General features: G+C 61.1%; 23 protein-coding genes and 2 pseudogenes. 10 read left to right on the forward strand and 15 right to left on the reverse strand.

Annotation, left to right across the window (positions count from 1 at the left end):
* Positions 1 to 114: 114 nt before the first annotated feature.
* On the reverse strand, positions 115 to 1008 hold the full coding sequence (locus tag AB5Y53_RS14795) for a LysR family transcriptional regulator (protein WP_161653013.1): 894 nt from the start codon (positions 1006 to 1008) through the stop codon (positions 115 to 117).
* Between the two features lie 100 nt (positions 1009 to 1108).
* Between AB5Y53_RS14795 and AB5Y53_RS14800 the strand changes: the two genes are divergently transcribed.
* Positions 1109 to 1597, forward strand: coding sequence for a DMT family transporter (locus tag AB5Y53_RS14800; RefSeq protein WP_104454450.1), 489 nt, complete (start codon positions 1109 to 1111; stop codon positions 1595 to 1597).
* Positions 1598 to 1607: 10 nt separating this feature from the next.
* Positions 1608 to 2042 carry a DMT family transporter gene (locus AB5Y53_RS14805; protein ID WP_368182404.1) on the forward strand — a complete coding sequence of 145 codons (435 nt, stop codon included), beginning with the start codon at positions 1608 to 1610 and terminating at the stop codon, positions 2040 to 2042.
* Between the two features lie 272 nt (positions 2043 to 2314).
* Here the strand turns inward: AB5Y53_RS14805 and AB5Y53_RS14810 are convergent, their stop codons facing one another.
* A complete protein-coding gene (locus AB5Y53_RS14810) occupies positions 2315 to 2557 on the reverse strand; it encodes a DUF3297 family protein (protein ID WP_010673692.1) in 243 nt (80 codons plus the stop codon).
* 91 nt (positions 2558 to 2648) lie between these two features.
* Between AB5Y53_RS14810 and AB5Y53_RS14815 the strand changes: the two are divergent.
* Positions 2649 to 2714: pseudogene (locus AB5Y53_RS14815) on the forward strand (metal-dependent hydrolase); the annotation flags it as partial.
* 138 nt (positions 2715 to 2852) lie between these two features.
* On the opposite strand, the gene AB5Y53_RS14820 reads toward AB5Y53_RS14815, so the two are convergent.
* From AB5Y53_RS14820 to AB5Y53_RS14865, 10 genes and pseudogenes are all read right to left on the reverse strand, one after another.
* Positions 2853 to 3368 (reverse strand): hypothetical protein, encoded by a 516-nt coding sequence (locus AB5Y53_RS14820; RefSeq protein WP_368182405.1) that lies wholly within the window; start codon positions 3366 to 3368, stop codon positions 2853 to 2855.
* A gap of 121 nt (positions 3369 to 3489) precedes the next feature.
* Entirely contained in the window at positions 3490 to 4866 is a 1377-nt protein-coding gene (locus AB5Y53_RS14825) for a hypothetical protein (protein ID WP_368182407.1), read from the reverse strand.
* Positions 4867 to 4960: 94 nt separating this feature from the next.
* Entirely contained in the window at positions 4961 to 5752 is a 792-nt protein-coding gene (locus AB5Y53_RS14830) for a hypothetical protein (protein WP_368182408.1), read from the reverse strand.
* A gap of 1308 nt (positions 5753 to 7060) precedes the next feature.
* Positions 7061 to 7867 (reverse strand): tryptophan synthase subunit alpha, encoded by an 807-nt coding sequence (trpA, locus tag AB5Y53_RS14835; RefSeq protein ID WP_368182410.1) that lies wholly within the window; start codon positions 7865 to 7867, stop codon positions 7061 to 7063.
* A complete protein-coding gene (trpB, locus tag AB5Y53_RS14840; RefSeq protein WP_041214833.1) occupies positions 7864 to 9057 on the reverse strand; it encodes a tryptophan synthase subunit beta in 1194 nt (397 codons plus the stop codon). The genes trpA and trpB overlap by 4 nt, the downstream gene beginning before the upstream one ends.
* A 65-nt stretch (positions 9058 to 9122) precedes the next feature.
* Positions 9123 to 10628 carry a bifunctional indole-3-glycerol-phosphate synthase TrpC/phosphoribosylanthranilate isomerase TrpF gene (gene trpCF / locus AB5Y53_RS14845; protein WP_368182411.1) on the reverse strand — a complete coding sequence of 502 codons (1506 nt, stop codon included), beginning with the start codon at positions 10626 to 10628 and terminating at the stop codon, positions 9123 to 9125.
* Positions 10628 to 11641 (reverse strand): anthranilate phosphoribosyltransferase, encoded by a 1014-nt coding sequence (gene trpD / locus AB5Y53_RS14850; RefSeq protein ID WP_113736249.1) that lies wholly within the window; start codon positions 11639 to 11641, stop codon positions 10628 to 10630. The genes trpCF and trpD overlap by 1 nt, the downstream gene beginning before the upstream one ends.
* 10 nt (positions 11642 to 11651) lie before the next feature.
* Positions 11652 to 12251: an aminodeoxychorismate/anthranilate synthase component II gene (locus tag AB5Y53_RS14855; protein WP_039039194.1), complete on the reverse strand. Its 600-nt coding sequence runs from the start codon at positions 12249 to 12251 to the stop codon at positions 11652 to 11654.
* 16 nt (positions 12252 to 12267) lie between these two features.
* Positions 12268 to 12339: pseudogene (locus tag AB5Y53_RS14860) on the reverse strand (anthranilate synthase component II); the annotation flags it as partial.
* Positions 12332 to 13966 carry an anthranilate synthase component 1 gene (locus AB5Y53_RS14865; protein ID WP_368182412.1) on the reverse strand — a complete coding sequence of 545 codons (1635 nt, stop codon included), beginning with the start codon at positions 13964 to 13966 and terminating at the stop codon, positions 12332 to 12334. The pseudogene AB5Y53_RS14860 and the gene AB5Y53_RS14865, both read right to left, overlap by 8 nt.
* 424 nt (positions 13967 to 14390) lie before the next feature.
* On the opposite strand from AB5Y53_RS14865, the gene AB5Y53_RS14870 reads away from it, so the two are divergent.
* The 6 genes from AB5Y53_RS14870 (at position 14391) to tesB (ending at position 19664) form a co-directional block, all read left to right on the forward strand.
* On the forward strand, positions 14391 to 15272 hold the full coding sequence (locus AB5Y53_RS14870) for a PHP domain-containing protein (protein WP_319858931.1): 882 nt from the start codon (positions 14391 to 14393) through the stop codon (positions 15270 to 15272).
* Positions 15273 to 15404: 132 nt separating this feature from the next.
* On the forward strand, positions 15405 to 16025 hold the full coding sequence (locus AB5Y53_RS14875; RefSeq protein ID WP_010673702.1) for an L-threonylcarbamoyladenylate synthase: 621 nt from the start codon (positions 15405 to 15407) through the stop codon (positions 16023 to 16025).
* Positions 16018 to 16899 (forward strand): ScpA family protein, encoded by an 882-nt coding sequence (locus tag AB5Y53_RS14880; RefSeq protein WP_010673703.1) that lies wholly within the window; start codon positions 16018 to 16020, stop codon positions 16897 to 16899. Before AB5Y53_RS14875 ends, AB5Y53_RS14880 begins: the two co-directional genes overlap by 8 nt.
* A gap of 41 nt (positions 16900 to 16940) precedes the next feature.
* Positions 16941 to 17633 (forward strand): SMC-Scp complex subunit ScpB, encoded by a 693-nt coding sequence (scpB, locus tag AB5Y53_RS14885; RefSeq protein WP_042014199.1) that lies wholly within the window; start codon positions 16941 to 16943, stop codon positions 17631 to 17633.
* On the forward strand, positions 17626 to 18549 hold the full coding sequence (gene rluB, locus AB5Y53_RS14890) for a 23S rRNA pseudouridine(2605) synthase RluB (protein ID WP_039039190.1): 924 nt from the start codon (positions 17626 to 17628) through the stop codon (positions 18547 to 18549). The genes scpB and rluB overlap by 8 nt, the downstream gene beginning before the upstream one ends.
* Before the next feature lie 251 nt (positions 18550 to 18800).
* Entirely contained in the window at positions 18801 to 19664 is an 864-nt protein-coding gene (gene tesB, locus AB5Y53_RS14895) for an acyl-CoA thioesterase II (protein ID WP_041214836.1), read from the forward strand.
* 63 nt (positions 19665 to 19727) lie between these two features.
* Here tesB and AB5Y53_RS14900 read toward each other — a convergent pair whose 3' ends face one another.
* From AB5Y53_RS14900 to AB5Y53_RS14910, 3 genes are all read right to left on the reverse strand, one after another.
* Positions 19728 to 20903, reverse strand: a complete 1176-nt coding sequence (locus AB5Y53_RS14900) for a dicarboxylate/amino acid:cation symporter (RefSeq protein WP_042014198.1) — start codon at positions 20901 to 20903, stop codon at positions 19728 to 19730.
* 168 nt (positions 20904 to 21071) lie between these two features.
* Entirely contained in the window at positions 21072 to 21635 is a 564-nt protein-coding gene (locus AB5Y53_RS14905; RefSeq protein WP_368182413.1) for a class I SAM-dependent methyltransferase, read from the reverse strand.
* 90 nt (positions 21636 to 21725) lie between these two features.
* Positions 21726 to 22361 carry a TetR family transcriptional regulator gene (locus AB5Y53_RS14910; RefSeq protein ID WP_010673709.1) on the reverse strand — a complete coding sequence of 212 codons (636 nt, stop codon included), beginning with the start codon at positions 22359 to 22361 and terminating at the stop codon, positions 21726 to 21728.
* Positions 22362 to 22515: 154 nt separating this feature from the next.
* On the opposite strand from AB5Y53_RS14910, the gene AB5Y53_RS14915 reads away from it, so the two are divergent.
* A complete protein-coding gene (locus AB5Y53_RS14915; RefSeq protein WP_368182415.1) occupies positions 22516 to 23697 on the forward strand; it encodes an efflux RND transporter periplasmic adaptor subunit in 1182 nt (393 codons plus the stop codon).
* The last annotated feature ends 9 nt before the right edge of the window (positions 23698 to 23706 follow it).

Raw genomic sequence — 23706 nt, forward strand, 5'->3', positions numbered from 1 at the left:
TGGCTCGTCCCCTGAATGCTTTTCCAATAAAAACAGATGCTTGGTTTGCTGCCTACTCTACTCCCTTCCCGATGAAAAAAACGTGAACCGTTCCGGTTATCCCGATGGCCCCCCTCAGCGCAGCCCCAGACGCGCCTGCAGGAAGGCCAGCCAGGCCTCCACCTTGGCGGGCAGGTGGCGGCGCTTGGGATAGACGCACCAGATGCCGTGCTCGGGCAGGGCATGGTCTGGCAGGACGGGCACCAGCCGCCCGATGGCGAGATCCCGCGCCACGATGAAGTCCGGCATGTTGCCGATGCCAAGCCCCGCCAGCAGCGCGGTGTGGATGGCATCGCTGTTGTTGACCTCGAAATTGCCCCTGGGGGTGATGGCCACCTCTCCTTCGGGCCCGTGCAGCCGCCACTGGGTGCCGCCGCGAAACAGGGAGTAGAAGAGGCAGTTGTGGCGCTCGAGATCCGCCGGGATGCGGGGCGTGCCGGCCTGCGCCAGGTAGGCGGGGGCGGCGCACAGGGTGCTGAGACAGGGGGCGAGGCGGCGGGCGACCAGGCTCGAATCCTCCAGCTCGCCGATGCGCACCGCCACGTCGAACCCCTCGGCCACCAGATCCTGCCGGGCGTCGCTCATCTCCAGCTGCAACTGCACCTCGGGGTGAAGGGCGAGAAACTCGGGGACAAGGGGGGCGATGTGACGCCGGCCATAGACCATGGGCACCGTCACCCGCAGCAGGCCGCGGGGGGCCGATTGCAGGGCGCCGATGGCATCTTCCCCGTCGCTGGCCAGGCGCACTGCATGGCGCACCGTCTCGAAGTAGCGCTCCCCCGCCTCGGTCAGGGTGAGGGAGCGGGTGGTGCGATAGAGGAGCTGGCAGCCGAGGGCCTGCTCGAGCTGGCTCACCTTCTTGCTCAGCACCGACTTGCTGAGGCCGAGCTGACGGGCGGCGCCGGAGAAGGTGCCCGACTCCACCACGGCGACGAAGGCCGGGAGCAGGGCGAAGGCTTCCTGGTTCATGTTGTTCTCGATATGTAAACAATGTTGTTCAAAGAGGGTAGATTATCCCCAAATCAAAAACAATTTACCCTGCTCGTCAGTTCAACCAAGGAGCAACCCCATGATCCCCCCGCTTGTTGACCGCGGCCCCGGCCGCCCCGCCCTCGGCCAGACACTTGGCCAGACCCTGGGTGCCCTGGCCGCCTTCGCCGCCGGCCTGCTGCTGGCGCTGATGATCGCCCAGAACGGCGCCCTGTCCCGCGCCACCGACCCCTGGCTCGCAAGTTGGCTGGCCCACGGGGTCGGCAGCCTGGTGGCCGGGCTCCTGTGGTGGCTCTCCCCAAGGCCCCCGACGCCGGAGGCGGCCCCGCCCTGGGCCTGGCTCGGCGGTCTGCCGGGGGCGCTCACCGTGGTGCTGGCGGCCCTGTGCCTCAACTCGCCCCTCGGCATGGCGGGCACCCTGGCCCTGCTGCTGCTCGGCCAACTGCTGTTTGGTGCCCTGTGCGATGGCCTCGGCTGGCTCGGACTGGCTCGCCGCCGCCCCTCGGGAAAAGACGCGCTCGCCGCCCTGCTGGTGCTGGCCGGCGCCCTGCTCATCGTGCTGCATTAGGAGAGACACCATGACCTTATTGATCCTGCTGGGACTGCTGAACGGCGTGGCGGTGAGCCTGTCGCGCACCCTCAATGGCCGCCTCGCCAGCGCCCGGGGCGCCATGACGGCGTCCCTTGCCAACCACCTGCTCGGCTTCGGGCTGCTCGGCGCCCTGCTCATCCTCAAGGGGGCGCCCTGGGAGCGGCTCGCCGGGCTCGATCCCTGGCTGCTGCTCGGCGGCGTGCTGGGGGCGCTGTTCGTCGCCATCAGCAGTTGGGCCATCGGCCGGATCGGCGCCCTGGCCTGCGCCCTGCTCATCGTCACGGGCCAGCTGGCGGGGGGCGCCCTGCTCGATGTTCTGGCCGGACGGCTGGCCGCGAGCGATCTGCTCGGCATCCTGCTGGTGCTGGCGGGGGCTGCGCTGCAACGCTGGCAGGGCGGCAAGTCGCGCTCCCGAGGGTGAGTGATGCGGTGATGGCCTGGGCAAACCGGCAGGGATGACAGGAGCGCCGCCTTGCCTGGATGCCAAAGGTGGCTCGCCAGCCGGATCAGGGCCCAGATGAAAAGGAAAAGGCGAAAGAAAGGGAGGGAAAGGAAGAAACAGGAAGGCAACAGAGAGCAAAGAAAGAGAGGCGCCTGTCACCCTGGGCCGCCCTCAACAGCAGAACACCGGCGCAAGGCCGGTGTTCTGAACAGCATGGCGGCGGGCCCGGCGGGGCGCGCGGTCAGGGCCGCTTAGGCGTAGAAAGCCTCGACGGTGCCCTTGACGGTGATCAGCATGGGGTTGCCGTAGCGATCCTTGGCCTTGGGGGAGGGGATCTTCACCCAACCTTCGCTGATGCAGTACTCCTCGACATTGGTGCGCTCCTTGCCGTTCACGCGAATGCCGATCTCGTGCTCGAAACACTCCGCCACATGGTGCGGGCTGCGCGGGTTGGCCGCCAGACGGTCGGGCAGTGCAGGTTTGTTGTCGCTCATTTTATTTACCTGAGAGTGATAAAAAGTGGGTCATTGTAGGCAATGCCCGTCATGGGCTCAAGGCTGGGTTGCGTCCCATGGGGTGTGCATCTTTGCCACATGGCAGGTGATCCAGGCCGTCCCTTTCAAACTCAAGGTTTACCTTACAGCCCGAGGTTAGGTGGTGAGCCTCTCCGAGCTCTACTGGGTTTGGCTACCGAGGCCCCTAAGACACCTTGATCCCCGCGCTGTCGCAAGATCCACAATGCATGTTGTATGTAGAGGTCCTAGATCATCAGATATATAAAAGGTAATGCTAGGCAAGTCTGTAGGCTTTTTGGTAGAGCGACTTCCGACGTCTTTCAGTCTTCTTTTTTCTGCGATACCAGCCAAGGGTTACAAGAACACTTATAGCAAGCAGCATAAGGCAGATATAAAATTTTTCTGTGAATATTAATATCACAACACAGGTTATGAATAAATTGAATGCTGTAGACCTAAGTAAGCGGAGTTCGAAGTCTGACGCCACCAGTTCTTTATATGCATCAGGATACCGAAGTCTCATAATAGATGAATCATGTCCATTATATTCTCTAGGTTTAAAGAATGATGGAAAATCTTCAATAGCTGCTGTGATGCTGTCAATCATTGCACCAACAGAATAACATGTTGCGATAACAATTAGGATTATTAATGCAGATGTGTCTTTAACTATATCGATATTTTCAATGTAAATGTGATACACATTATTTAAATCGAGAGAAATTAACAGCCATATGCTTGCTTGAAACCCTATTATTAAAAGTTCAATTCTAAGTGCGGTTGTAGTCATGATAAATAGTCATTGTTTTTAATTAATCTAAACGTTAGAGATGACAAAGCTTGGGTTCCTACCTTTTGTAGACTGGTTATGTAGCGTCTTACTCAGAAAGGTGGGTGAATCTCATGCTTTGTTATTCTTCCAATGTAAACTTGCAGATTGATCCACAGTCTTGACAGTGGAGCTCGATCCCACTTCTATTCATTTTCACTTCAACCGAACTGGAGTTGCAGTCTTTACAAGCTAACTTAGCTTCTTCATTCCCATCCAAGCTACAAAAATTTCTCGGAAAAAGCACTTGCTCCCAATACTTACCTGGTGATTTAACAAAACCTGCATCTTCATCGTGGAGGAAAAAATCATAGAATATTTTGCTTATAGCTGAGCGAGGAGCCCTTGAGTCCCTGGTGTATTTGTAGGTATTCCATTGTTCATTCAAAGCCCGCTCTCCAAGAGACAGCATTTTGTTTGGAATAGTATTTCCTGCATGCTTTTTATTTTGAGCGTATCCCTTCGCATGATAGATATGAGCATTTTCAATAGATTTTTTAACGAAGTAATAAATTTCGCTGACTGAAAAATTGTGAAGTAGTTGGTTGACGACTTCTCTAGTTTTATTTTCTGCAGAAAATGATACATTCAGTTCATCGGATTTTATATAAACATACTGAAGAACCTCCTCTCTTGCAATTCTGAATAATGTATTAAAAATATCTTTTTCCCAGTGAGGTTGAATTCCTTCTGTCAGCTCTTCATATATTTCATGATAGAGTTCACTAAGGGATGAACGCTTGTCATTGAAAAGTACGACATTTGGAATCCATTGTATTTTGCTAATATAAAACGAATCGAAGTCTTCTTCTTCAACAAATGCACTTAATTTTGACTGTGGATCTACTATGATTGCTCGCTTATCAAATAGTTCTTTAAGGCACTCAATAGACATATCACTTGTTGGGGTGAAAATCTCAGTCTTGGCAGGGTCATTTAAAGCAATTATGTGATCAAAATCCCCATCTGTTTGCATACGAAACAGAGTTAGAAGAAACAACTTGTCAGTAAAGCTGAGTTCTGAGTACGATATTGTCACTCTCTTTTCAGGGTCATATTTATCTACGAGTATTTTTCTTTTCTCTTCTTCGGCTCTTACCTGAGATTCAATACGAACAACTTCACAATTCTGACAGGAGCAATTATCCGGCCTAAATCTTGATGTTTGATGTATCTTATGCTCGCATTGTAAACACTCTATCGGGGGCTTATTCCAACTACTTTGGCTCTTACTCTCCCGTTTCTTGTACATGGGAACGTCACAGTAAGGACAGACCTGATCCATCAATATCTGTGGTGGGAGTATTTTAATCAATTTATTAGGGTTGATATCAAGTTCGTATTCCTTAACTAGATCTGAGTTTTTTTCACCACTAAGGTACCGTTTATAAATCATCTCAATGTCATCTACTGTAAGATGACTTATTTCATTTGCCAACTCAAGAAACTTATGTTTCATGACGAAACCTCAATGGGAATTTTAATACCAATGATTAAGCTATGGAGAGAAAAGATGTATATTTTGACTTCCGCTGAAATGATTTTCTAGCAGGCTACTTTTGGCCAGCCTTGAGGTTTCCATTTTCCCATAGCCTGAAGCTTGTACTGCCAGGCGTATATTTCCTCGCATGCTTAAATGCCACACCAACACTTTCTCCCTCGAGAAGATGAAAGGCTAGGAAAGTTTGCGCAAACTGTGATGCCACTGCACCGTGTACGCTATGAAACGGAGCAATGAAGTGACTACAAATTGCCATTTCTGAGAGCTTTCCTCCTGCAGTCTTGTAGCCTGTTTGGCAGCTAAGAGAGATAAATACTTTCTTCGGTGCCCCCCTAACTTTAAGAGTGGCATCTAGTATATCGGATTTTACCCATTTATCTACTGAGAACTTGATACCTTCACGGCTACCATGGCCAATAATTACCACATGCGAATATGCTGCTTGTTCTCTATGCCAAATAATTTCTAGCTCTGCAACAGAGCGTATTTTGTAAGCACGTAGATAATCATCTGGAACAAGTAATCGACAATATTGGAGAACGGACTTTGCAAGCGGATCAAGTAACCCTATCTCCGTCTCAAGATCTCCGAACGTAAAAATTAGAATGCCGACATTCTTCTGGCATAGACCAGTGCCAATCCACTCTGAAGTGGTTCCACCTTGTAAGTGGACTTTTACTTTTCTGATTCCGACTTCTGCGATGCGTGTTTCGTAGAATGCGGAGGGATGCCCCTCCATTCCTGGGATCCTAGATGCTGGAACAAAAACTTTGTCATTGATTGTGAAGTCTGTGGCCATATCAACTTGCCTGCTAACAGTAATTAGATGATAGGCGGCATTCATCTGATAACAGAGTTTTCCGAAAACTCAGATTATCTTCATAACCACCACGGAAAATTTAATTTAAATCACGTTATGGCTAGCCCGTCTCTGGTGTCTGAACGTATTCGCTTAACTTCTTCTTTTGGCTCTACCGTTACCGCTGTATAAAAACACCATCAAGGAATCGGCATGATCAACAATGCCTGTCGATGTTATTTTGAACAGATAAGGCTACCGCCCCTGAGTTCCAGCCCCCAGCCCGCTGCTTTCACCTGCGAGATATCAGCAATCACTCCCATGGTGTCCTCCCGAGAGATGGATTGTCCTTGGCTATCTTAAGGGCTCTGATTGGGGCATAGGAAGAGAAGATTAAGAAAAATTCGAGCTGGTTCAACCAATTAGTGAGCAACTGCCGTTTTAAGTGGGCTGTTGGGTTTGTAGAGAGTGCGGAAATCCCCTCACCCCAACCCTCTCCCAAGGGGCGAGGGAGCTTGTCTGCGGTTAGACGGGAGCTGAGGGCTGGCACTGTCTTGTTTTGAGCCCCCTCTTATTCGCTGAGGCGAGCCCTCCTGTCCAGGCCGCGAGGCAGGATGCCGAGCGAGCGTCGCTGGGCCATGGGCAAAATCGGAAAGGGCGAGCACAACTCGACCCGATTTGGCGCGAGAACACGGATGTTCGAAGCGGACTTTGGCCGGAGCCATGGATGGCGCAGGCCAAAGGCCCATCGGCGCGTGCCGTTGGACAAGAGGGTGAGCCGAAGGTACCCGACGTCAGTCGGGCGAATAAGTGGGGGTGGCCGCTCGATTGGTGACTTTTCTTTGGCCACGCAAAAAAAAGTCACTCGCCCACGCCCGAAGGGCGGGCGAAACCCCGTCGAGGACGGAGTCCTCGCATCCTGCGTGGCAAAGCCACGCCATCAGGGGCATCAGCAGGATTGGGAGTTCGGATTAACTCCGCCCGGATCGCGAACGTCCGAATACGCTGCGCTATTCGAACCTACGGGCACTCATCAAATCGATAACCTTCGGGGAACCCTGGCTCCCCTCACCCTAGCCCTCTCCCAAGGGGAGAGGGGACAAAGACGTCGGGAGCGGCAGCAAGGAGGAAAGAGAAAGGGAGCCGGTCAGGCTCCCTTTGATGCGTTGATAGGGTGATACAACGATGGCCGCTATGCCGCTATGCCGCTATGCCGCTATGCCGCAATGCCGCAATGCCGCAATGCCGCAATGCCGCAATGCCGCAATGCCGCAATGCCGCAATGCCGCTATGCGTAAGGCGGATACGCAGTCGGACCATTCACGGCCAATGGCATCTGACCCATGCCGCCTCTTATCGATTGGTCGCCGCCTTCATCCCTTCCACAAACTCTTTCAGACGAGTGAGCATATGCGCTGGGTTCTGGTGGTGGGTCTCGATGATCTTCACCACGGCGGAGCCGGAGATGGCACCGGCGGCGCCAGCCTTGATCGCGTCACGCACCTGGGCCGGTTCGCTGATGCCAAAGCCGAGCAGGGCGGGGGGGGCATTGAACTCGCGCAGGGTGTTGATGAGGCCCTCCACCGGCATGCCGGCCTTGGTCTCGGCACCGGTCACGCCGGCGCGGCTCACCAGATAGGTGTAACCGGAGCCCAGCTCTGCCACGGCCTTTAGCGTCTCGGCATCGCCGTTGGGCGGGGCGATAAAGATGCTGTCGATGCCGAACTTGTCGGCCGCCGCCTTGTAGGGTTCGCACATCTGCACCGGCACGTCCGCCACCAGCACCGAGTCCACCCCTGCCTGCTGGCACTTCTCGTAGAAGCCGTCGATGTGGCGCACATAGACCAGGTTCGCGTAGACCAGGAGGCCAATGGGCAGCTGTGGGTACTTGGCGCGGATGCGGGCGAGCAGGCCGAAGCAGTCGTCCGGGGTGGTGTGGCTGGCAAAGGCACGCAGGGCGGCGCCCTGAATGGTGGGGCCGTCTGCCACCGGATCGGAGAAGGGAATGCCGAGTTCGAGGGCGTCGGCGCCCCCTTCGACCAGGGCATCGACGATGGCCAGGGACAATTCGGGGGTGGGGTCACCCAGCATCACGAAGGGCACGAAGGCGCCCTGATTGGCCTTGTCCAGACGGGAGAAGAGTTGTGCGTAACGGTTCATGACAAGGTTCCTTCTTTTTCAAAGATGTCGGCAACGGTGAAGATGTCTTTGTCGCCACGGCCGGAGAGGTTGACGATGAGCACCTGCTCTTTTTCCGGTTCACTGCGGGCCATCTTGAGGGCATGAGCCAGGGCGTGGGAGGACTCCAGCGCCGGGATGATGCCTTCGGATTTGGCCAGTTCCTGGAAGGCGTCCAGCGCCTCCTTGTCGGTCACCGAAGGGTACTCGGCGCGGCCGATGGCGGCCAGATGGGCGTGCTGAGGGCCGACGGAGGGGAAGTCCAGCCCCGCCGAGACGGAGTAGGACTCCTGGATCTGGCCCTGGTTGTCCTGCATCAGGAAGGAGTGCATGCCAAAGAAGACCCCCTTGCTGCCGTGACCCAGCGGCGCGCCGTGCTCGCCGCTCTCGATGCCGTGACCACCGGGTTCGACGCCGATAAGGCGCACGGAAGGCTCATCGATAAAGTCCGCAAACATGCCGATGGCATTGGAGCCGCCGCCAACGCAGGCGATCACCGCATCGGGCAGGCGCTCTTCTTTTTCGAAGCACTGGGCCTTGGCCTCTTCCCCGATCATCTTCTGGAACTCCCGCACGATGGTGGGGAAGGGGTGGGGACCGGCGGCGGTGCCGAGCAGGTAGTGGGCGGTCTCGTAGTTGGCGGCCCAGTCCCGCAGCGCCTCGTTGCAGGCATCTTTGAGGGTGCTGGAGCCGGAGTGCACCGGGATCACGGTGGCACCCATCAGTTTCATGCGAAACACGTTCGGCTTCTGGCGCTCGCAATCCTTGGCCCCCATGTAGACCCGGCACTTGAGGCCGAGCAGTGCGCAGGCCAGCGCAGTGGCCACACCGTGCTGACCGGCGCCGGTCTCGGCGATGATCTCGTGCTTGCCCATGCGCTTGGCAAGCAGGGCCTGACCCAGCACCTGGTTGGTCTTGTGGGCGCCGCCGTGCAGCAGATCTTCACGCTTCAGATAGAGGCGGGTCTTGGTGCCCTTGGTCAAATTGCGGGTCAGGGTGAGCGGGGTCGGGCGACCGGCGTACTCGGTCAGGAGCGCCTGAAACTCGGCGACGAAGGCCGGATCGTCCTTGGCATCGACGAAGGCCTTCTCCAGCTGGAGCAGGGCGGGGATGAGGATCTGGGGCACATACATACCACCAAATTCACCGAAAAACGGATTGAGCAGGGTCATACATTATTCCTTGTGCTTATGGGCAAACGCAGTTCATTAATTCGTTGAATGAGTCACGGGGGCGCTCACAGTTGGCGCAGGGCGCCAAAGGCGGCAGCCAGCTTGTGGGCATCCTTCCTGCCCGGGGCACTCTCCACCCCGGAGTTGAAATCAAGGCCCACACAGCCCACCCGGGCGGCCTCGAGGGCGTTGTCGGGGTTGAGCCCCCCTGCCAGCATCAGTTTGCTCTTGTCGAGCCCGGCCAGCAGAGTCCAGTCGAACGCCTGACCGGTGCCGCCGCTCTGGCTGCCGACTTTCGTATCCAGCAGCAGGCGATCCGCCGGGTAGTCGAGGGCGGGCAGGGGCTCGCCGCTCGTTATTCCTACGGCTTTCCAGATCTGGCAGCCCGCCGGCAGCAGGGGGCGCAGGGTCTCGATATAGGCGGCGTCTTCGTCCCCGTGCAGTTGCACGGCGGCGAGCCCCAGCGCATCCACCGTCTTGGCGATGGTGGCGGGCTGGGCATTGCGAAACACCCCGACGTAAGAGAGCGGCGCACCCGCCATCACGGCGCGGGCGGCGGGTATGTCCACGTAGCGCGGGCTTTTCGCCACAAAGATGAGGCCGCCGAACACGGCACCCGCCTGATGGGCGGCGGCGGCGTCCTCGGGACGGGTCAGGCCGCACACCTTGTTCTGGCCGAGCACGAGCTTGCGTACCGCGGCCTCCAGATCCGGCTCCGCCATGAGGGAAGAGCCCACCAGGAAGCCCTTGGCGTGGTGGCGCAGGGCCGCCACCTGGGCGCGGTGGTTGATGCCGGATTCGCTGATCACCACCCTATCCCCCGGGATCCTGGCCGCCAACTGCTGAGTGCGGGCAAGATCGACGCTCAAATCCCGCAGATCCCGGTTGTTGATGCCAATCACCGGGGCGCCGAGGTCGATGGCGCGGGTCAGCTCCTCCTCGTTGCTCACCTCGGTGAGCACCCCGAGGCCCAACTCTTTCGCCACTTTGAACAGGGCGCGATACCCCTCGTCGGTGAGCACGGAGAGCATCAGGAGGATGGCGTCCGCCTGATAGTGGCGGGCCAGATAGACCTGATAGGGGTCAATCATGAAGTCCTTGCAGAGCACCGGCTGCTGGACGCGGCCCCGTACCCGGGGCAGGAAGGCGAAATCCCCCTGGAAGAACTTCTCGTCCGTCAGCACCGAGATGGCGGTGGCGTAGTGGCCATAGATGTCGGCGATGGCCTCCGGGCTGAAGTCGTTGCGGATCAAGCCCTTGGAGGGGGATGCCTTCTTGCACTCCAGAATGAAGCGGGTGGAGCCTTGGCGCAGATCCCCCTCGAAGTCCCGATCGCTCGGGGTGAGCGCGTCCTGGAAGCTCGCCAGGGGCTGGCTCTCCTTGCGGGCGGCGACCCACTCCTGCTTGGCCGCCACGATCTTGCCGAGGATGGTCTGGCTGATGGAGGCCATGTTCAGAAAGGCGTGGGGAGCAATGACATCTGACATCTCGTTATCCTTGCGAAGCTGGCTGTTGCCCGTCGGGCGTTCTGGGTGAGTGCCCCTGGGGCACGCTGTGGTGGTGGCTGACATCATGCCTCCTGATGGCTCAGGGTGGCGAGATCCCGGGCGAGGAGGGCGGCCTGGCCGCTTGCCAGCACCGTCAGCACCCGGGCGGCGGCCTGCCGAAAGTCCGGGGCCTCGCCCGCCATCACCAGGAGCGGCGCCACGTTGGCGGCGATGGCGGCGTTGTGGGCCGGGCTGCCGCGCCCTTCCAGGATGGCGGCGGTGATGGCGCGGTTCTCCTCGGGCTCACCGCCCTGGATGGCGCTGACCGGGTAGGTGTCGAGGCCAAAGTCCGCCGGGGTGAGCAAGTACTCGCGAATTTCGCCGTCACGGATTTCCGCCACCTGGGTCGGGCCGTGGATGGCAATCTCGTCGAGACCGGCGCCGTGCACCACCATACCGGTTTTCAGGCCGAGTGCCAGCAGGGTTTCGGCGATGGGGCGCACCAGCTCGGGGGCATAGACCCCCATCAGCTGGAAGCTGGGACGAGCGGGGTTGATGAGCGGCCCCAGCACGTTGAACAGGGTGCGGGTCTTGAGGGCCTGGCGCACCGGCATGGCGTGGCGTACCCCGGCGTGGTACTGGGGGGCGAACAGGAAGCAGACCCCGAGCTCGTCCAGGCAGCGACGGGCCTGGGCCGGGCTCATGTCGAGCTTGATGCCCATTTTATCGAGCAGATCGCTCGACCCCGACTTGCTCGAGACCGAGCGGTTGCCGTGCTTGGCCACTTTCAGGCCGCAGGCGGCGGCCACCAGGGCCGAGGTGGTGGAGACGTTGATGGTGTTGAGGCCGTCCCCTCCGGTGCCGACGATGTCGCAGAAGGCATAGTCCGGGCGCGGGAAGTCGCGGGCTTCGGCCAAGAGCGCCTCGGCGGCGCCTGCGATCTCCTCCGGGGTCTCCCCCTTGATCTTGAGGGCGGTCAAAAGGCTTGCGAGCACGATGGGATCCACTTCACCACGAACCACCTGGCCGAAGGCATCGCGGGCGGCGTCGCGGGTGAGAGACTGCCCCTGATAGAGGGTGTTGAGATGTTGATGCATGGTCTCTTCCTTACCGCACGTGGCTTTCTGGACGGGTGACATGGGCGAGGGCCTGGGTGAGCAGGCGGGCCCCTTCGCTGGTCATGATGGATTCCGGGTGGAACTGGAAGCCCAGCACCCGCTCGTCACGCTGCTCGATGGCCATGGGCATGCCCTGATAGTGGGCAATCACCTGCAACTCTTGTGGCACATAGGTGGCCACCAGGGAGTGGTAGCGGGCCACCGGCAAGGGGCTCGGCAGCCCCGCGAAGGCGCCATGGCCGTTGTGCTCGATGAGGGAGCGCTTGCCGTGAACGATTTCCCCCGCCGCTCCGACGGTGCCGCCGTAGGCTTCGCACAGGGCCTGATGACCGAGGCAGATGCCGAGGATGGGCACCCGGCCCCGGGCCAGCTTGATGAGATCGATGAGGCAGCCCGCCTCATGGGGGGCGCCCGGCCCCGGGGAGAGCACCAGCACGGCGTCCCCTTCGCAGGCGTCGATCTCCTGCATGATGCGGCTCGCCGGCAGGCTGTTGCGGTAGATACGCACCGGGTAGCCCAGGGTGCGGAACTGGTCGACGAGGTTGTAGGTAAATGAATCGAAGTTGTCGAGCAGGAAGATGTTAGTCATGGGACTGCTCCTTCGAAGTGCGGAACTGGTCGGCCAAAGCGTTGTAAGTGAACGAGTCGAAGTTGTCGAGCAGGAAGATGTTAGTCATGGCTCACGTCCTTGTGTTGTTCCTGCTGGGCGCTGAGGGCCTGCAGGGAGGTGCCATGGCTGGCAGCGATGGCGGCCAGCACGGCCGCCGCCTTGGCGCGGGTCTCGTCCGCCTCGGCCTGGGGTTTGGAGTCATAGACCACCCCGGCGCCGGCCTGGACATGGGCGACCCCCTCTTTCACAAAGGCGGAGCGGATGACGATGCAGGTGTCCATTTCCCCTGCGCCATTCAGGTAACCCACGGCGCCGCCGTAGCTGCCGCGACGCTTGCCTTCCACCATGCGGATGAGCTCGCTGGCGCGCAGCTTGGGGGCACCGGTCAGGGTGCCCATGTTCATGCAGGCCTGGTAGGCGTGCAGGGCGTCAAGGTCGGCGCGAAGGGTGCCCACCACCCGGGAGACCAGGTGCATGACGTGGCTGTAGCGATCCACTTTCAGCAGATCCTTGACGTAGCGGGTACCGGGGGCGGAGATGCGAGCGATGTCGTTGCGGCCCAGATCCACCAGCATCAGGTGCTCGGCCACCTCTTTCTCGTCCTGACGCAGCTCCAGCTCGATGCGGCCGTCCAGATCCAGGTTGATGCTGCCGTCCGGGTTGAGGCCGCGGCGGCGGGTACCGGCGATGGGGTACATCTCCACCTGGCGGCTATTGGCACAGAACTTGACCGCGCTCTCGGGGGAGGCGCCAAACAGGGTGAAGCCCTCGTCCTGCACGTAGAACATGTAGGGGCTGGGGTTGGTCTGCTTGAGGCGGCGATAGGCGGCGACGGGATCCGGGCAGGGGAGGGAGAAGCTGCGGGACGGCACCACCTGGAAGATGTCACCACGGCGGATGAAGCCCTTGAGCTTCTCGACCTCGGCACAGAACTGCTTGTCCCCCTTGTCGACGGCCAGGGCGCCGGTCAGCGGCGCCGTGCCCTGTGGCGCAGGCAGCGGCTGCTGACAGGCCTGTTTGAAGGATTCGAGGCGAGCGGTCAGGCGGGCGTAGCGCGCGTCCAGCTGCTCATCCTCTTCGCCGCCGAACAGGCAGGCCACCAACTGGGTGCTCTGCTTGATGTGGTCGATGGTGATCAGGGTCTCGGCCACATAGAAGCAGTAGTCAGGGCAGTCGTTGCTCCCCTCTGGCACCTCGGGCAAGTCTTCAAAGGAGGCGATGAGGTCGTAGGCGAAGCTGCCCGCCATGAAGAGGGCCTCTTTGCCCTGCGGGCATTGCAGTTCCCGCTGCAGGGTGCGCAGCACGTCCAGCACGCTGCTGCCCTTGAGGCGGCTGTCTTCGTCAAGCTCCCGATCGGACGCCGGGAAGTCGAGGTGCAGCTCGTCCGCCACCCGGGTCTGGATGATGACGGCGGGCAGGCGCTGCTCCAGCAGGCGCAGCAGGGCGGCGCCGTTGTCGCCGAGGGGGCGCACCTGCACGGCGCGGCCGCGGCACTCGATGCGCAGGCAGGCGTCCACCAGCAGCAGGCTCTGGGTGCCGGCCTTGGAGTCGATCTCCACCGATTCGAGCAGCAGGTTGTTGGGTCTGTCCTGGCAGAGTCGGGTATAGAGTGCCAGGGGGTCTGTCACATAGGGGGCATTGAGCCGGATGGTATCGAATTCGCCCAGGGGCAAACGGGTCTTGTTGCCTGTCATAATGCCTTCCCTTGCATGTGTTGTGTGTCACCGATGGTCATGGCGCTGTCTCTCTTGAAAATGGGTCGGGTTCGGGTCACGTCAGCGAGTTCGCCATCGCCATGTCAGTGTGCTTCTCTGAATTGTCGGTTTCATCACAGGTCCATTTGCCGGATAATAAAAAAGCCCGCTGGGGTCAGCGGGCTTTTTCTTTGGGTTCTTAACTTGCTGTCAGATTACAGGTACAGCAACGACCACACGCCCGCATGTCAGGGAGTGTGCCACCACCAGATGGTCAGGATGGAAGTCGCTTGCATGAGATTGAGTCCTGTAAAAAGATGTTTGCAATGAAGTGCCTACAGAAAACGATAAAGCCGCGGCCAAGTCAAGTCGCTTTTTTGCCGGCCTTTTCCAGGCAGGTCCCAAACAAGAGCGAAACACGCCGATGAGATTCGATCTGCATTGCCACACCACCGCCTCGGACGGGGTGCTGAGCCCCGCCGACCTGGTGCGCCGCGCCGCCGAAAAAGGGGTGGAGGTGTTAGCGGTCACTGACCACGATACCCTCGACGGGCTTGAGGAGGTGCGCCAGACCATCTCGGTTGACCAGTTGCCACTGCGCCTGGTGAGCGGGGTGGAGATCTCCACCGGGTGGGAGCATCACGAGATCCACATCGTGGCCCTCGGGGTGGACGAGAAAAATCCCCAGTTGCTCGCCTTTCTGGCAGGGCAGCGGGCCCGCCGGGAGGCGCGCGCCGAGGAGATCGGGCGTCGTCTGGAGAAGTGCCTCATCCCGGGCACCTATGAAGAGGCCAAGCAGCTTGCCGGTGACGCCGCCGTGACCCGGGCCCACTTTGCCCGGGTGCTGGTGGCGCGCGGGGTGGCCGACAATATGCAGAAGGTGTTCAAGAAGTACCTGAGCCGGGGCAACAAGGGCTATGTACCCGCCGAGTGGCCCGGGATGGGGGAGGCCATCGAGGCCATCCACGCCGCAGGCGGGCTGGCGGTGCTGGCCCACCCGAGCCGCTACAATCTCACCGCCAAGTGGATCAAGCGGCTGCTGGTGGCCTTCAAGGCCGTCGGGGGGGATGCCATGGAGGTCTCCCTGCCCCAGCAGAGCCCCCAGGAGCGGGCGAATCTCGGCCAGTGGGCCAGGGAGCACGATCTCTATATTTCGGTGGGGTCCGATTTTCACTTCCCCTCCAACTGGACCGAGCTTGGCCGCCACCTCTGGCTCCCCAAGGAGGGGATGCCGCTGTGGCTCGGTCACCCCGGTCATTTCGGGCTCACCCCCGAGGAGCATGCGGGTCTGCTGGCCAGCCGCTAACTCCCCGGGCCCCGGGCCGGTATCTTTGATGCAGGCGAGTCTGCGTCAAACAGGTTAAGGTAGTGTCATGGGCCAAGGGGCCCTTGACCATGAAGCGGGCAACGAGCGTGCCCCCTATCGCGAGAAGAGCATATGAGTCAGCATTTTTACGTACATCCCGACAATCCCCAGGTTCGCCTCATCAGCCAGGCGGTGCAGATCCTGCAAAACGGTGGCGTCATCGTCTATCCCACCGACTCCGGCTATGCCCTGGGCTGCCAGATGGGCAACAAGGATGCCCTGGAGCGCATCTGCCGCATCCGTCGCATCGAGCCGAACCACGACTTCACCCTGGTGTGCCGGGATCTCTCGGAGATCTCCACCTATGCCAAGGTGGACAACACCGCCTTCCGGCTGGTCAAGAACAACACCCCCGGACCCTACACCTTCATCTTCAAGGCCACCAAGGAGGTGCCGCGTCGCCTCATGAACGAGAAGAAGAAGACCATCGGCATCCGGGTCCCGGCCAACAACATCGCGCTGGCCTTGCTCGAGGCCCTCGGTGAGCCGCTGCTCTCCACCACTCTGATCCTGCCGGGCTCCGAGATGGCGGAGTTCGACCCCGAGGAGATCGCCGACAAGCTCGGCAAGCAGCTGGATCTGGTGGTCAACGGCGGGTATCTGGGCGAGCAGCCCACCACTGTGGTGGACTTCTCCGACGACGAGCCCGTGCTGCGTCGCCGCGGTGCCGGGGATCCGACGCCGTTTGAGTGATCTTGCCGACCCCGTGCCCGCGCTGACAACCCCCGCGGGCACGACGGGGGAGGCTTCCCTTCCCCCGCCCATCGCCACCGTGCTGGGGCAGCCCTACCATGAGCTGCCCCAGGACTTGTTCATCCCCCCCGATGCGCTGGAGGTGTTTCTCGACACCTTCGAGGGGCCGCTGGATCTCTTGCTCTACCTCATCCGGCGCCAGCAGCTCGACATCCTCAACCTGCCCATCCTGCAGATCACCGCCCAGTACATGGAGTACGTGGATCTGATGCAGGGCCTCAACCTCGAGCTGGCGGCGGAATACCTGCTGATGGCGGCCTGGCTCGCGGAGATAAAGTCCCGCCTGCTGCTGCCCAAGGCCCCGGAGCTGGAAGACGAGGAGGAGGGAGAAGACCCTCGCGTCACCCTCATTCGTCGCCTGCAGGAGTACGAGCGCTACAAGCTGGGGGCAGAGCGGGTCAATGCCCTGCCGAGGGTGGAGCGGGAGATCTTCGTCGCCGCCGCCATGGCGCCGGATTTTGGTGCCTTGAAGCCATTGGCGCCCGATGTTTCTCTGGTTGAACTCGCCCTTTACATGCAAAGTGTGGTAAAACGCGCGACTCATTTTGAACATCACCAGATCCGCCGCGAGCAGATCCCGACCCGGGTACGGATGGCGGAGATCCTCGCCATGCTCTCCCTGGGCCAGACCCTGCGCCTGGAGCAGGTGCTGCGGGCCGAGGAGGGGCGCATGGGGGTGCTGGTGACCTTCCTGGCCCTGCTGGAGCTGTGCAAGGAACAATTGATCTGGATCTTGCAGGCGGAGCCCCTGGGGCCCATCCATTTTGCCCTGGCCAGTCAGGGGAAAGGGGAGGAGCATGAGCATCTACACTGAGCGAGGGGCTGCGCCAGGGGCGTGGACCCGGGAGGTCCACCGTGGCGCTGCCTGCTGAACGATTGAAGACCCTGATCGAGGCGGCGATCTTCGTGGCGGGGCGTCCCCTCACGGTGAGCGAAATCAAGGGCAGCGTGCTCTCGGACTACCCGGTCACCGGCCGCTATGTCCAGCTGCTGCTGGCAGAGCTCAGACAGGATTACAGCGAGCGGGGGGTCGAGCTCAAAGAGGTGGCCTCCGGCTGGCGTTTCCAGGCCCGCCAGGAGTATGCCGAGGAGCTGTCGCGCCTGTGGAGCGAGCGGGCTCCCCGTTATTCCCGCGCCGTGATGGAGACGCTGACGCTGATTGCCTATCGTCAACCCATCACCCGGGCGGAGATAGAAGCCATCCGCGGGGTGGCGGTGTCGAGCCAGATCGTCAACACCCTCAAAGAGCGTGGCTGGGTGCGCAGCATCGGTCACAAGGAGGTGGCGGGTCGCCCCGAGCTGCTCGCCACCACCCGTGAATTTCTGGACTATTTCAACCTGCAGAGTCTGGAGCAGCTCCCCGAGCTGGATCCCGAGCTGCAGGCCCCCTTGTCGCTCATGCCGGGCGAGGGCGGTGACGGTCAGCCTCTGGCAGGCCGTGCTGAGCATGAACATGGTGGGGAGGCCAACGGGGCCTTCCCACAAGAGCCAAGGTTGTCCGCGATGTCGGCGGGCAGCGATCAACAATCAGGTAAACCCGATGAGTGAAAAACTGCAAAAAGTATTGGCCCGCGCGGGTCAAGGCTCCCGTCGTGAGATGGAGGCCCTGATCACCGCAGGTCGGGTCAGCGTGGATGGCAAGGTCGCCACGCTGGGGGATCGCGTCGAAGTGAACGCCGTGATCCGGGTGGATGGCCACCAGGTCAAGACCCGCGCCGCAGAGGAAGTGATCTGCCGCGTGCTGGCCTACCACAAGCCCGAAGGGGAGATGTGCACCCGCCACGATCCGGAAGGACGTCCCACCGTGTTTGATCGTCTGCCCAAGATGGATGGCGCCCGCTGGATTGCGGTCGGCCGCCTCGACGTCAACACCTCCGGTCTCTTGTTGTTCACCACCGACGGCGAGCTGGCGAACCGGCTGATGCACCCGAGCCACGAAGTGGAGCGGGAATACGCGGTGCGCGTCTTTGGCGAGATCACCGAAGCCATGTTGCAGCGCCTGCGCAAGGGCGTGCAGCTGGAAGACGGCATGGCCAAGTTCAACAAGATCAAGCCCGCCGGCGGTGAAGGGCTGAACCAGTGGTTCAACGTCACCCTGACCGAGGGCCGCAACCGGGAAGTGCGCCGCCTGTGGGAGTCCCAGGAAGTGCAGGTGAGCCGCCTGATGCGTATCCGCTACGGCGACGTCAAGCTGGATCGCGGCATCCCCCGCGGCGGCTGGCAGGAGCTGAAACTCCCCGAGGTGAACTACCTGCGCGGCCTGGTCAACCTGCCGAACGAGACCGAATCCAAGGTCGATTTGCAGCAGGATGGCAAGAGCACCCGCCACAAGCAGGCCGCCCAGATCCGTCGCGCCGTGAAGCGCCACAAGGAGATGCAGGGCAAGGAGCCGCGCGCCCGTGCTACCACCGCCCGTCGCAAGCCGACCTCCTCCACCCGCAACTCCGGCACCGGCAGCAAGTAAGCCGCCGCCACGGGCCGCTCGCCCCGGACACGCCACAAGCCCGCCCCCCAAGGTGCGGGCTTTTTTGTGTTCCGGACATGTTCCCGGCCTAGTACGACAAAGAGGGCGGCGCAGGGGGCTTTTTCATTCCTTTTACTAATGCATTTTTGTTTTCATCAATTTCTCTTTCTTTTTTTCGACCCTGCCGAGGGAGCTGTTGCCCTGCCGGGACGGGCTTGTTAGCCTTTCGCGCACAAAGACAGGAGAAACCAATGAGCAAGGTACTGGATGAGCTGCTGGCGTTGCTGGCGCTCGAAAAGATCGAGGAGGGCCTGTTTCGGGGCCAGAGCCAGGATCTCGGGTTGCGATCCGTGTTTGGCGGACAGGTGATGGGGCAGGCCTTGTCAGCCGCCAAGCAGACGGTGGCAAGCGACCGCCAGGTCCACAGTTTCCACTCCTACTTCCTGCGCCCCGGGGATGCCAACAAGCCCATCGTCTACGACGTGGAGAACATCCGCGACGGCCAGACCGTCTCCACCCGGCGGGTCAAGGCCATCCAGAATGGCAAGCCCATCTTCTACCTCAACGCCTCCTTCCAGGTGGAGGCCGAGGGCTTCGAGCACCAGGCGAAGATGCCGGGCGGCATCACGCCTCCCGAGCAGCTCAAGAGCGAGCTGGAGCTGGTGCGTCCCTACGAGCAGATGATCCCGGCGGCCCTGCGGGACAAGATCCTGTGCGAGAAGCCCATCGAAATTCGCCCCGTGACCCTGGTGGACCCCATTCGCCCGGATGTCCACGAGCCCCTTCGCTACACCTGGTTCAAGGCCAATGGCCCGGTGCCGGATGATCAGCGGGTCCACAACTACCTGCTGGCCTATGCCTCCGACTTCCACTTTCTGTTCGCCGCCCTGCAGCCCCACGGGGTCTCCTACTGGGAGCCGGACATGCAGGTGGCCACCATCGATCACTCCATGTGGTTCCACCGGGAGTTCCGGCTGGACGACTGGCTGCTCTACGTGGTGGACAGCCCGAGCGCCAGCGGCGGTCGGGGTCTGGTGCGCGGCCAGTTCTTCACCCGGGATGGGGTATTGGTGGCGAGCACCATGCAGGAAGGGGTGATCCGCCGCCGGGGCTGAGACGCCCTCTTGCGCCAACGAAAAACGGGAGCCGATGGCTCCCGTTTTTTATTGCCTGCGCTATCAGGCTGCGTCCTGCTCGGTGCTGAGTGCTGGCTCGCCCCGGGCGAAGCGGTCGGCCCACAGGGCGATGACGCCGTCACCGGTGACGTTGCAGGCGGTGCCGAAGCTGTCCTGGGCCAGGTAGAGGGCGATCATCAGGGCGATGGAGGCCTCACCGAAGCCGAGCATGGAAGTGAGCAGGCCGAGCGCGGACATGACACCGCCACCCGGTGCGCCCGGCGCGGCAATCATGATGACGCCCAGCATCATGATGAAGGGCACCATGGTGCCGTAGCCCGGAATGGCCAGGTGTTCGGAGAGGAACATCACCGCCGTGGCGCAGGTTACCAGGGTGATGGTGGAGCCGCACAGGTGGATGGTGGCGCACAGGGGCACGGTGAAGTTGGCGATGCCGTCGCTCACGCCGTTGCGCTTGCTGGCTTGCAGGGCCACCGGAATGGTGGCGGCGCTGGACATGGTGCCAAGGGCGGTGAAGTAGGCGGGCAGCATGTTCTTGATGAGCATGACGGGGGAGCGCCCCTGGGCGAGACCGGTGCCGACGAACAGGACGCAGAGCCAGATCCAGTGCATGACGATGGCCATCACCAGCACTACCCCGAAGGTCTTGAGGGTGGCGAAGACGGTACCTTCCACCGTCATCTCGACGAAGACGCCGGCGATGTAGAAGGGCAGCAGGGGAATGATCACGCGTGCCAGCAGGCGGTCGATGATGTCACGGCCCTGATCGGCGACCCGGCGCAGGTCGGTGGCCTGGGTGGCGCTGATGCCGATGCCGAACACGAAGGCGGCGGCCAGGGCCGACATCACCCCGAACAGGGGCGGGATCTCGAGATTGATGTAGGAAGCGAGCTTGGTGGCTGCCTCGGCGGTGGGTTCGGCGGCCGTGGTCAGGTGCGGGATCAGGTGGCTCGCCACGGTGAAGGCGAACAGGCCCGCCAGTATGGTGGAGCAGTAGGAGAGCCCCACCGTCTTGCCCAGCAGCTTGCCGGAGTTCTTCGGCAGGCTGGCGATGCCGCTCATGATGAAGAAGAGGATGATGAGCGGGATGGTGAAGGTGATGAGCTGGCCTATCACCGTCTTGGCGGTGAACAGCACGCGGGCGACCCATTCGGGGGCATAGAGACCGAGCAGCAGGCCGGCGAGGATACCGGCAACCAGATTGAGAACGAGTTTCATGGGGGAATCCAGGTGTTGGTGTCTGATTTGTTATTTAATTTTGATTTTAATGCCGCTTTTTAACACAAAAACCGCATCTTGTCTGCTTTATGGTGGTTAACTCAGGGTTAAATATTGCTAATGGGCTGAATGCCGTGAGGTGTCACTGTCCCCGGGGGCTTTCGCGGATCAGCACCGCACCAGCAAGGCGTGCAGCCAGGGGCCGTTCACCTCATCTTCCCCCACCCAGCCGTGGTGCAGGGTGAAGGGGAGGGGAGCGATCAGGCGTCGCAGCCCCGCCTCGTCGAGCCGGGTCTGCAGGGGATATTCCCCCGACCGTGGCTGCGGTTCGCCCATCCCGTGGGGGAAGGAGGCGTAGAGGGGGCCCCCGGCCTTGAGCAGGGTGGCCAGATGACCGAGCGCCGGGGCTATCTCGTGCTCGGGCAGACAGGGGAGGGAGCCGCTGGCCCAGATGCCGTCATAGGGAACGACGCTTTGCATCTGCTCGAAGCGGCAGACCCGCACCGGCTGGCCGCACAGGCGCGAGGCGGCGGCGGCCTGCGCCCGGCTCGCATCGAAGGCGGTCACGGTGAGGTCCTGCTGGCGAAAGAGGCGCAGATCCTCTCCTGCCCCGCAACCGGCCTCCAGCAGATGACGGCCGCTGCCCAGCAGGGCCAGGAAGAGGGCATGGGCGCCTGCCACGAGGGCGGGGCGAGGGGCGGCGTCGTGCGCCGGCGCGGGGGCGTGTGGCAAGGGTGTCGGGCTCATCGTGGTGGGGGGCGTTACTCTAGCAGGTTTGCCCCCGGCTGTTGAGCATTGGCGGGGGCGGCGCGCCTTGCAGACTCAGGGGTGGCGGCGAAGGGTGGGGCTCGCGATGAGGGTGAACAGGGTATCGAGGAGAAAGTCCGACTCTTCAATCAGATCGATGCGATCCGGGAAGTGCAGCCAGTTGATGATGTAGCCATCCAGGGTGCAGTGGAGCAGGGTGGCGGCACGGCGCAGATCCAGCCCCTCGGGCAGTTGGCCGCGACGCACGGCATTGGCCAGGGTGATCTCCAGATCCCGGAAGAAATTCATGGATTGCAGGTGCATGTGCTCGCGCATGACGGCGGCCTCTCCCTCCATGGATTCCAGATTGAACATGATGGTGAACATCTGCTGGTGGGCGGGCTCGGTGCTGATCTTGAGCATCACCTCCTTGAGAAAGCTGCGCAGCTTGCCCAGGGGATCCGGCTCCGCCTCGTCGACGCAGGCATCGAGCTGGTGGGAGAGGGGGGCACACAGCTCCTCCCACAGGGTGACGAACAGCTCTTCTTTATTCTTGAAGTGCCAGTAGATGGCGCCCCGGGTGAGGTCCGTCGCCTTGGCGATATCGGTCAGGCTGGTGCGTGCCAGCCCCTGTTGGCAGAAGAGATCCAGGGCCGTGCTCATGATGTTGCAGCGGGTTTGCTGCGCCTCTTCTTTGGTGCGTCTGGCCATTGACTCCGGTCCTGTTTAAAAGTGAAAAAAGTTTCTTACATACATTCATGAATGTATGTATATTGCCTCATCTTCGCCGTTTTACCAACAAGGGCCTTATAAACCCTGTGGTTTTGTCACTTCTTTTTGATTGAAACTGAGGTTCAGAGACTTGATGCATAAACATATTCTCGCACGTTCGGTCGGCCTTGCCTTGCTGGCAAGCGGCCTGCTGGCTGGCTGTGGTGACAAGGACGGGGCCCAGCAGGCCATGGGGGAGATGCCTCCCGCCGCCGTGGACGTGGTCACCCTCCATACGGCCCCCCTGCAACTGTTGTCCGAGCTCACCGGCCGCACCGCCCCCCTGCGGGTGGCCGAGGTGCGTCCCCAGGTGAACGGCATCATCCTCAAGCGCCTCTTCACCGAGGGGAGCGACGTCAAGGCCGGTCAACTGCTCTATCAGATTGATCCCGCCGTCTATCAGGCCGAAGTGGCTTCCGCCAAGGCCAACCTCGCCAAGGCCGAGGCCAACGAGCGCAGCGCCCGCCTCAAGGCCCAGCGCTACGCCGAGCTGGTGAAGGTGAAAGCCATCAGCAGCCAGGAGTATGACGACGCCGACGCGGCCTGGAAACAGCAGCTGGCCGAGATCGGGGCCGCCAAGGCCGCATTGCAGACCGCCAACATCAACCTGGCTTACACCCGCATCACGGCCCCCATCAGCGGCCGCATCGGCAAGTCGGCGGTGACCGAGGGTGCCCTGGTGACCGCCCAGCAGGCGGACAGCCTCACCTCCATCTCCCAGCTCGATCCCATGTACGTGGACGTGCGCCAGTCCACCGCCGACCTGCTGCGCCTCAAGCGCCTGGTGGCCGAGGGCAAGCTGACCCAGGGGGAGAAGGACGGGGCCGGTGTCAGCTTCCAGTTGGAAGATGGCAGCCAGTATGGCGAGAAAGGGGCCCTCCAGTTCTCCGACGTGACCGTGGACGAGGCGACCGGCATGGTGACCCTGCGGGTGATCGTGCCCAACCCGGATCAACTGCTGCTGCCCGGCATGTTCATGCGCGCCACCTTGCAGGAGGGCGAGCGCCCGCAAGGCCTGCTGGTGCCCCAGACTGCCGTGACCCGTACCCCCAAGGGCGGTGCCACCGTCATGGTGGTGACGGCGGACAACAAGGTGGAACTGCGTGAAGTGCAGGTCGGCCGCATGTCCGGCGACAGCTGGGTGGTGGAGTCCGGTCTCAAGGCTGGCGAGAAGGTGATCGTCGCCGGTCTGCAGAAAGTCAAACCCGGGGTCGTGGTGGCGCCCACTGAACGTGCCGACAACAGCGCACAACAGACCCCGGCAACCAAGCAGTAGGATGGAGTA

It is taken from the genome of Aeromonas sp. R7-5, from assembly GCF_040908015.1.
In the GTDB taxonomy this organism is placed as follows: domain Bacteria; phylum Pseudomonadota; class Gammaproteobacteria; order Enterobacterales; family Aeromonadaceae; genus Aeromonas; species Aeromonas caviae.

What these genes read in the sequence shown, in the direction of transcription:
- AB5Y53_RS14795 (WP_161653013.1), bottom strand. Translation starts at nt 1,008, where the DNA reads ATGAACCAGGAAGCCTTCGCCCTGCTCCCGGCCTTCGTCGCCGTGGTG.
- AB5Y53_RS14800 (WP_104454450.1), top strand. Translation starts at nt 1,109, where the DNA reads ATGATCCCCCCGCTTGTTGACCGCGGCCCCGGCCGCCCCGCCCTCGGC.
- AB5Y53_RS14805 (WP_368182404.1), top strand. Translation starts at nt 1,608, where the DNA reads ATGACCTTATTGATCCTGCTGGGACTGCTGAACGGCGTGGCGGTGAGC.
- AB5Y53_RS14810 (WP_010673692.1), bottom strand. Translation starts at nt 2,557, where the DNA reads ATGAGCGACAACAAACCTGCACTGCCCGACCGTCTGGCGGCCAACCCG.
- AB5Y53_RS14820 (WP_368182405.1), bottom strand. Translation starts at nt 3,368, where the DNA reads ATGACTACAACCGCACTTAGAATTGAACTTTTAATAATAGGGTTTCAA.
- AB5Y53_RS14825 (WP_368182407.1), bottom strand. Translation starts at nt 4,866, where the DNA reads ATGAAACATAAGTTTCTTGAGTTGGCAAATGAAATAAGTCATCTTACA.
- AB5Y53_RS14830 (WP_368182408.1), bottom strand. Translation starts at nt 5,752, where the DNA reads ATGAATGCCGCCTATCATCTAATTACTGTTAGCAGGCAAGTTGATATG.
- trpA (WP_368182410.1), bottom strand. Translation starts at nt 7,867, where the DNA reads ATGAACCGTTACGCACAACTCTTCTCCCGTCTGGACAAGGCCAATCAG.
- trpB (WP_041214833.1), bottom strand. Translation starts at nt 9,057, where the DNA reads ATGACCCTGCTCAATCCGTTTTTCGGTGAATTTGGTGGTATGTATGTG.
- trpCF (WP_368182411.1), bottom strand. Translation starts at nt 10,628, where the DNA reads ATGTCAGCCACCACCACAGCGTGCCCCAGGGGCACTCACCCAGAACGC.
- trpD (WP_113736249.1), bottom strand. Translation starts at nt 11,641, where the DNA reads ATGCATCAACATCTCAACACCCTCTATCAGGGGCAGTCTCTCACCCGC.
- AB5Y53_RS14855 (WP_039039194.1), bottom strand. Translation starts at nt 12,251, where the DNA reads ATGACTAACATCTTCCTGCTCGACAACTTCGATTCATTTACCTACAAC.
- AB5Y53_RS14865 (WP_368182412.1), bottom strand. Translation starts at nt 13,966, where the DNA reads ATGACAGGCAACAAGACCCGTTTGCCCCTGGGCGAATTCGATACCATC.
- AB5Y53_RS14870 (WP_319858931.1), top strand. Translation starts at nt 14,391, where the DNA reads ATGAGATTCGATCTGCATTGCCACACCACCGCCTCGGACGGGGTGCTG.
- AB5Y53_RS14875 (WP_010673702.1), top strand. Translation starts at nt 15,405, where the DNA reads ATGAGTCAGCATTTTTACGTACATCCCGACAATCCCCAGGTTCGCCTC.
- rluB (WP_039039190.1), top strand. Translation starts at nt 17,626, where the DNA reads ATGAGTGAAAAACTGCAAAAAGTATTGGCCCGCGCGGGTCAAGGCTCC.
- tesB (WP_041214836.1), top strand. Translation starts at nt 18,801, where the DNA reads ATGAGCAAGGTACTGGATGAGCTGCTGGCGTTGCTGGCGCTCGAAAAG.
- AB5Y53_RS14900 (WP_042014198.1), bottom strand. Translation starts at nt 20,903, where the DNA reads ATGAAACTCGTTCTCAATCTGGTTGCCGGTATCCTCGCCGGCCTGCTG.
- AB5Y53_RS14910 (WP_010673709.1), bottom strand. Translation starts at nt 22,361, where the DNA reads ATGGCCAGACGCACCAAAGAAGAGGCGCAGCAAACCCGCTGCAACATC.
- AB5Y53_RS14915 (WP_368182415.1), top strand. Translation starts at nt 22,516, where the DNA reads ATGCATAAACATATTCTCGCACGTTCGGTCGGCCTTGCCTTGCTGGCA.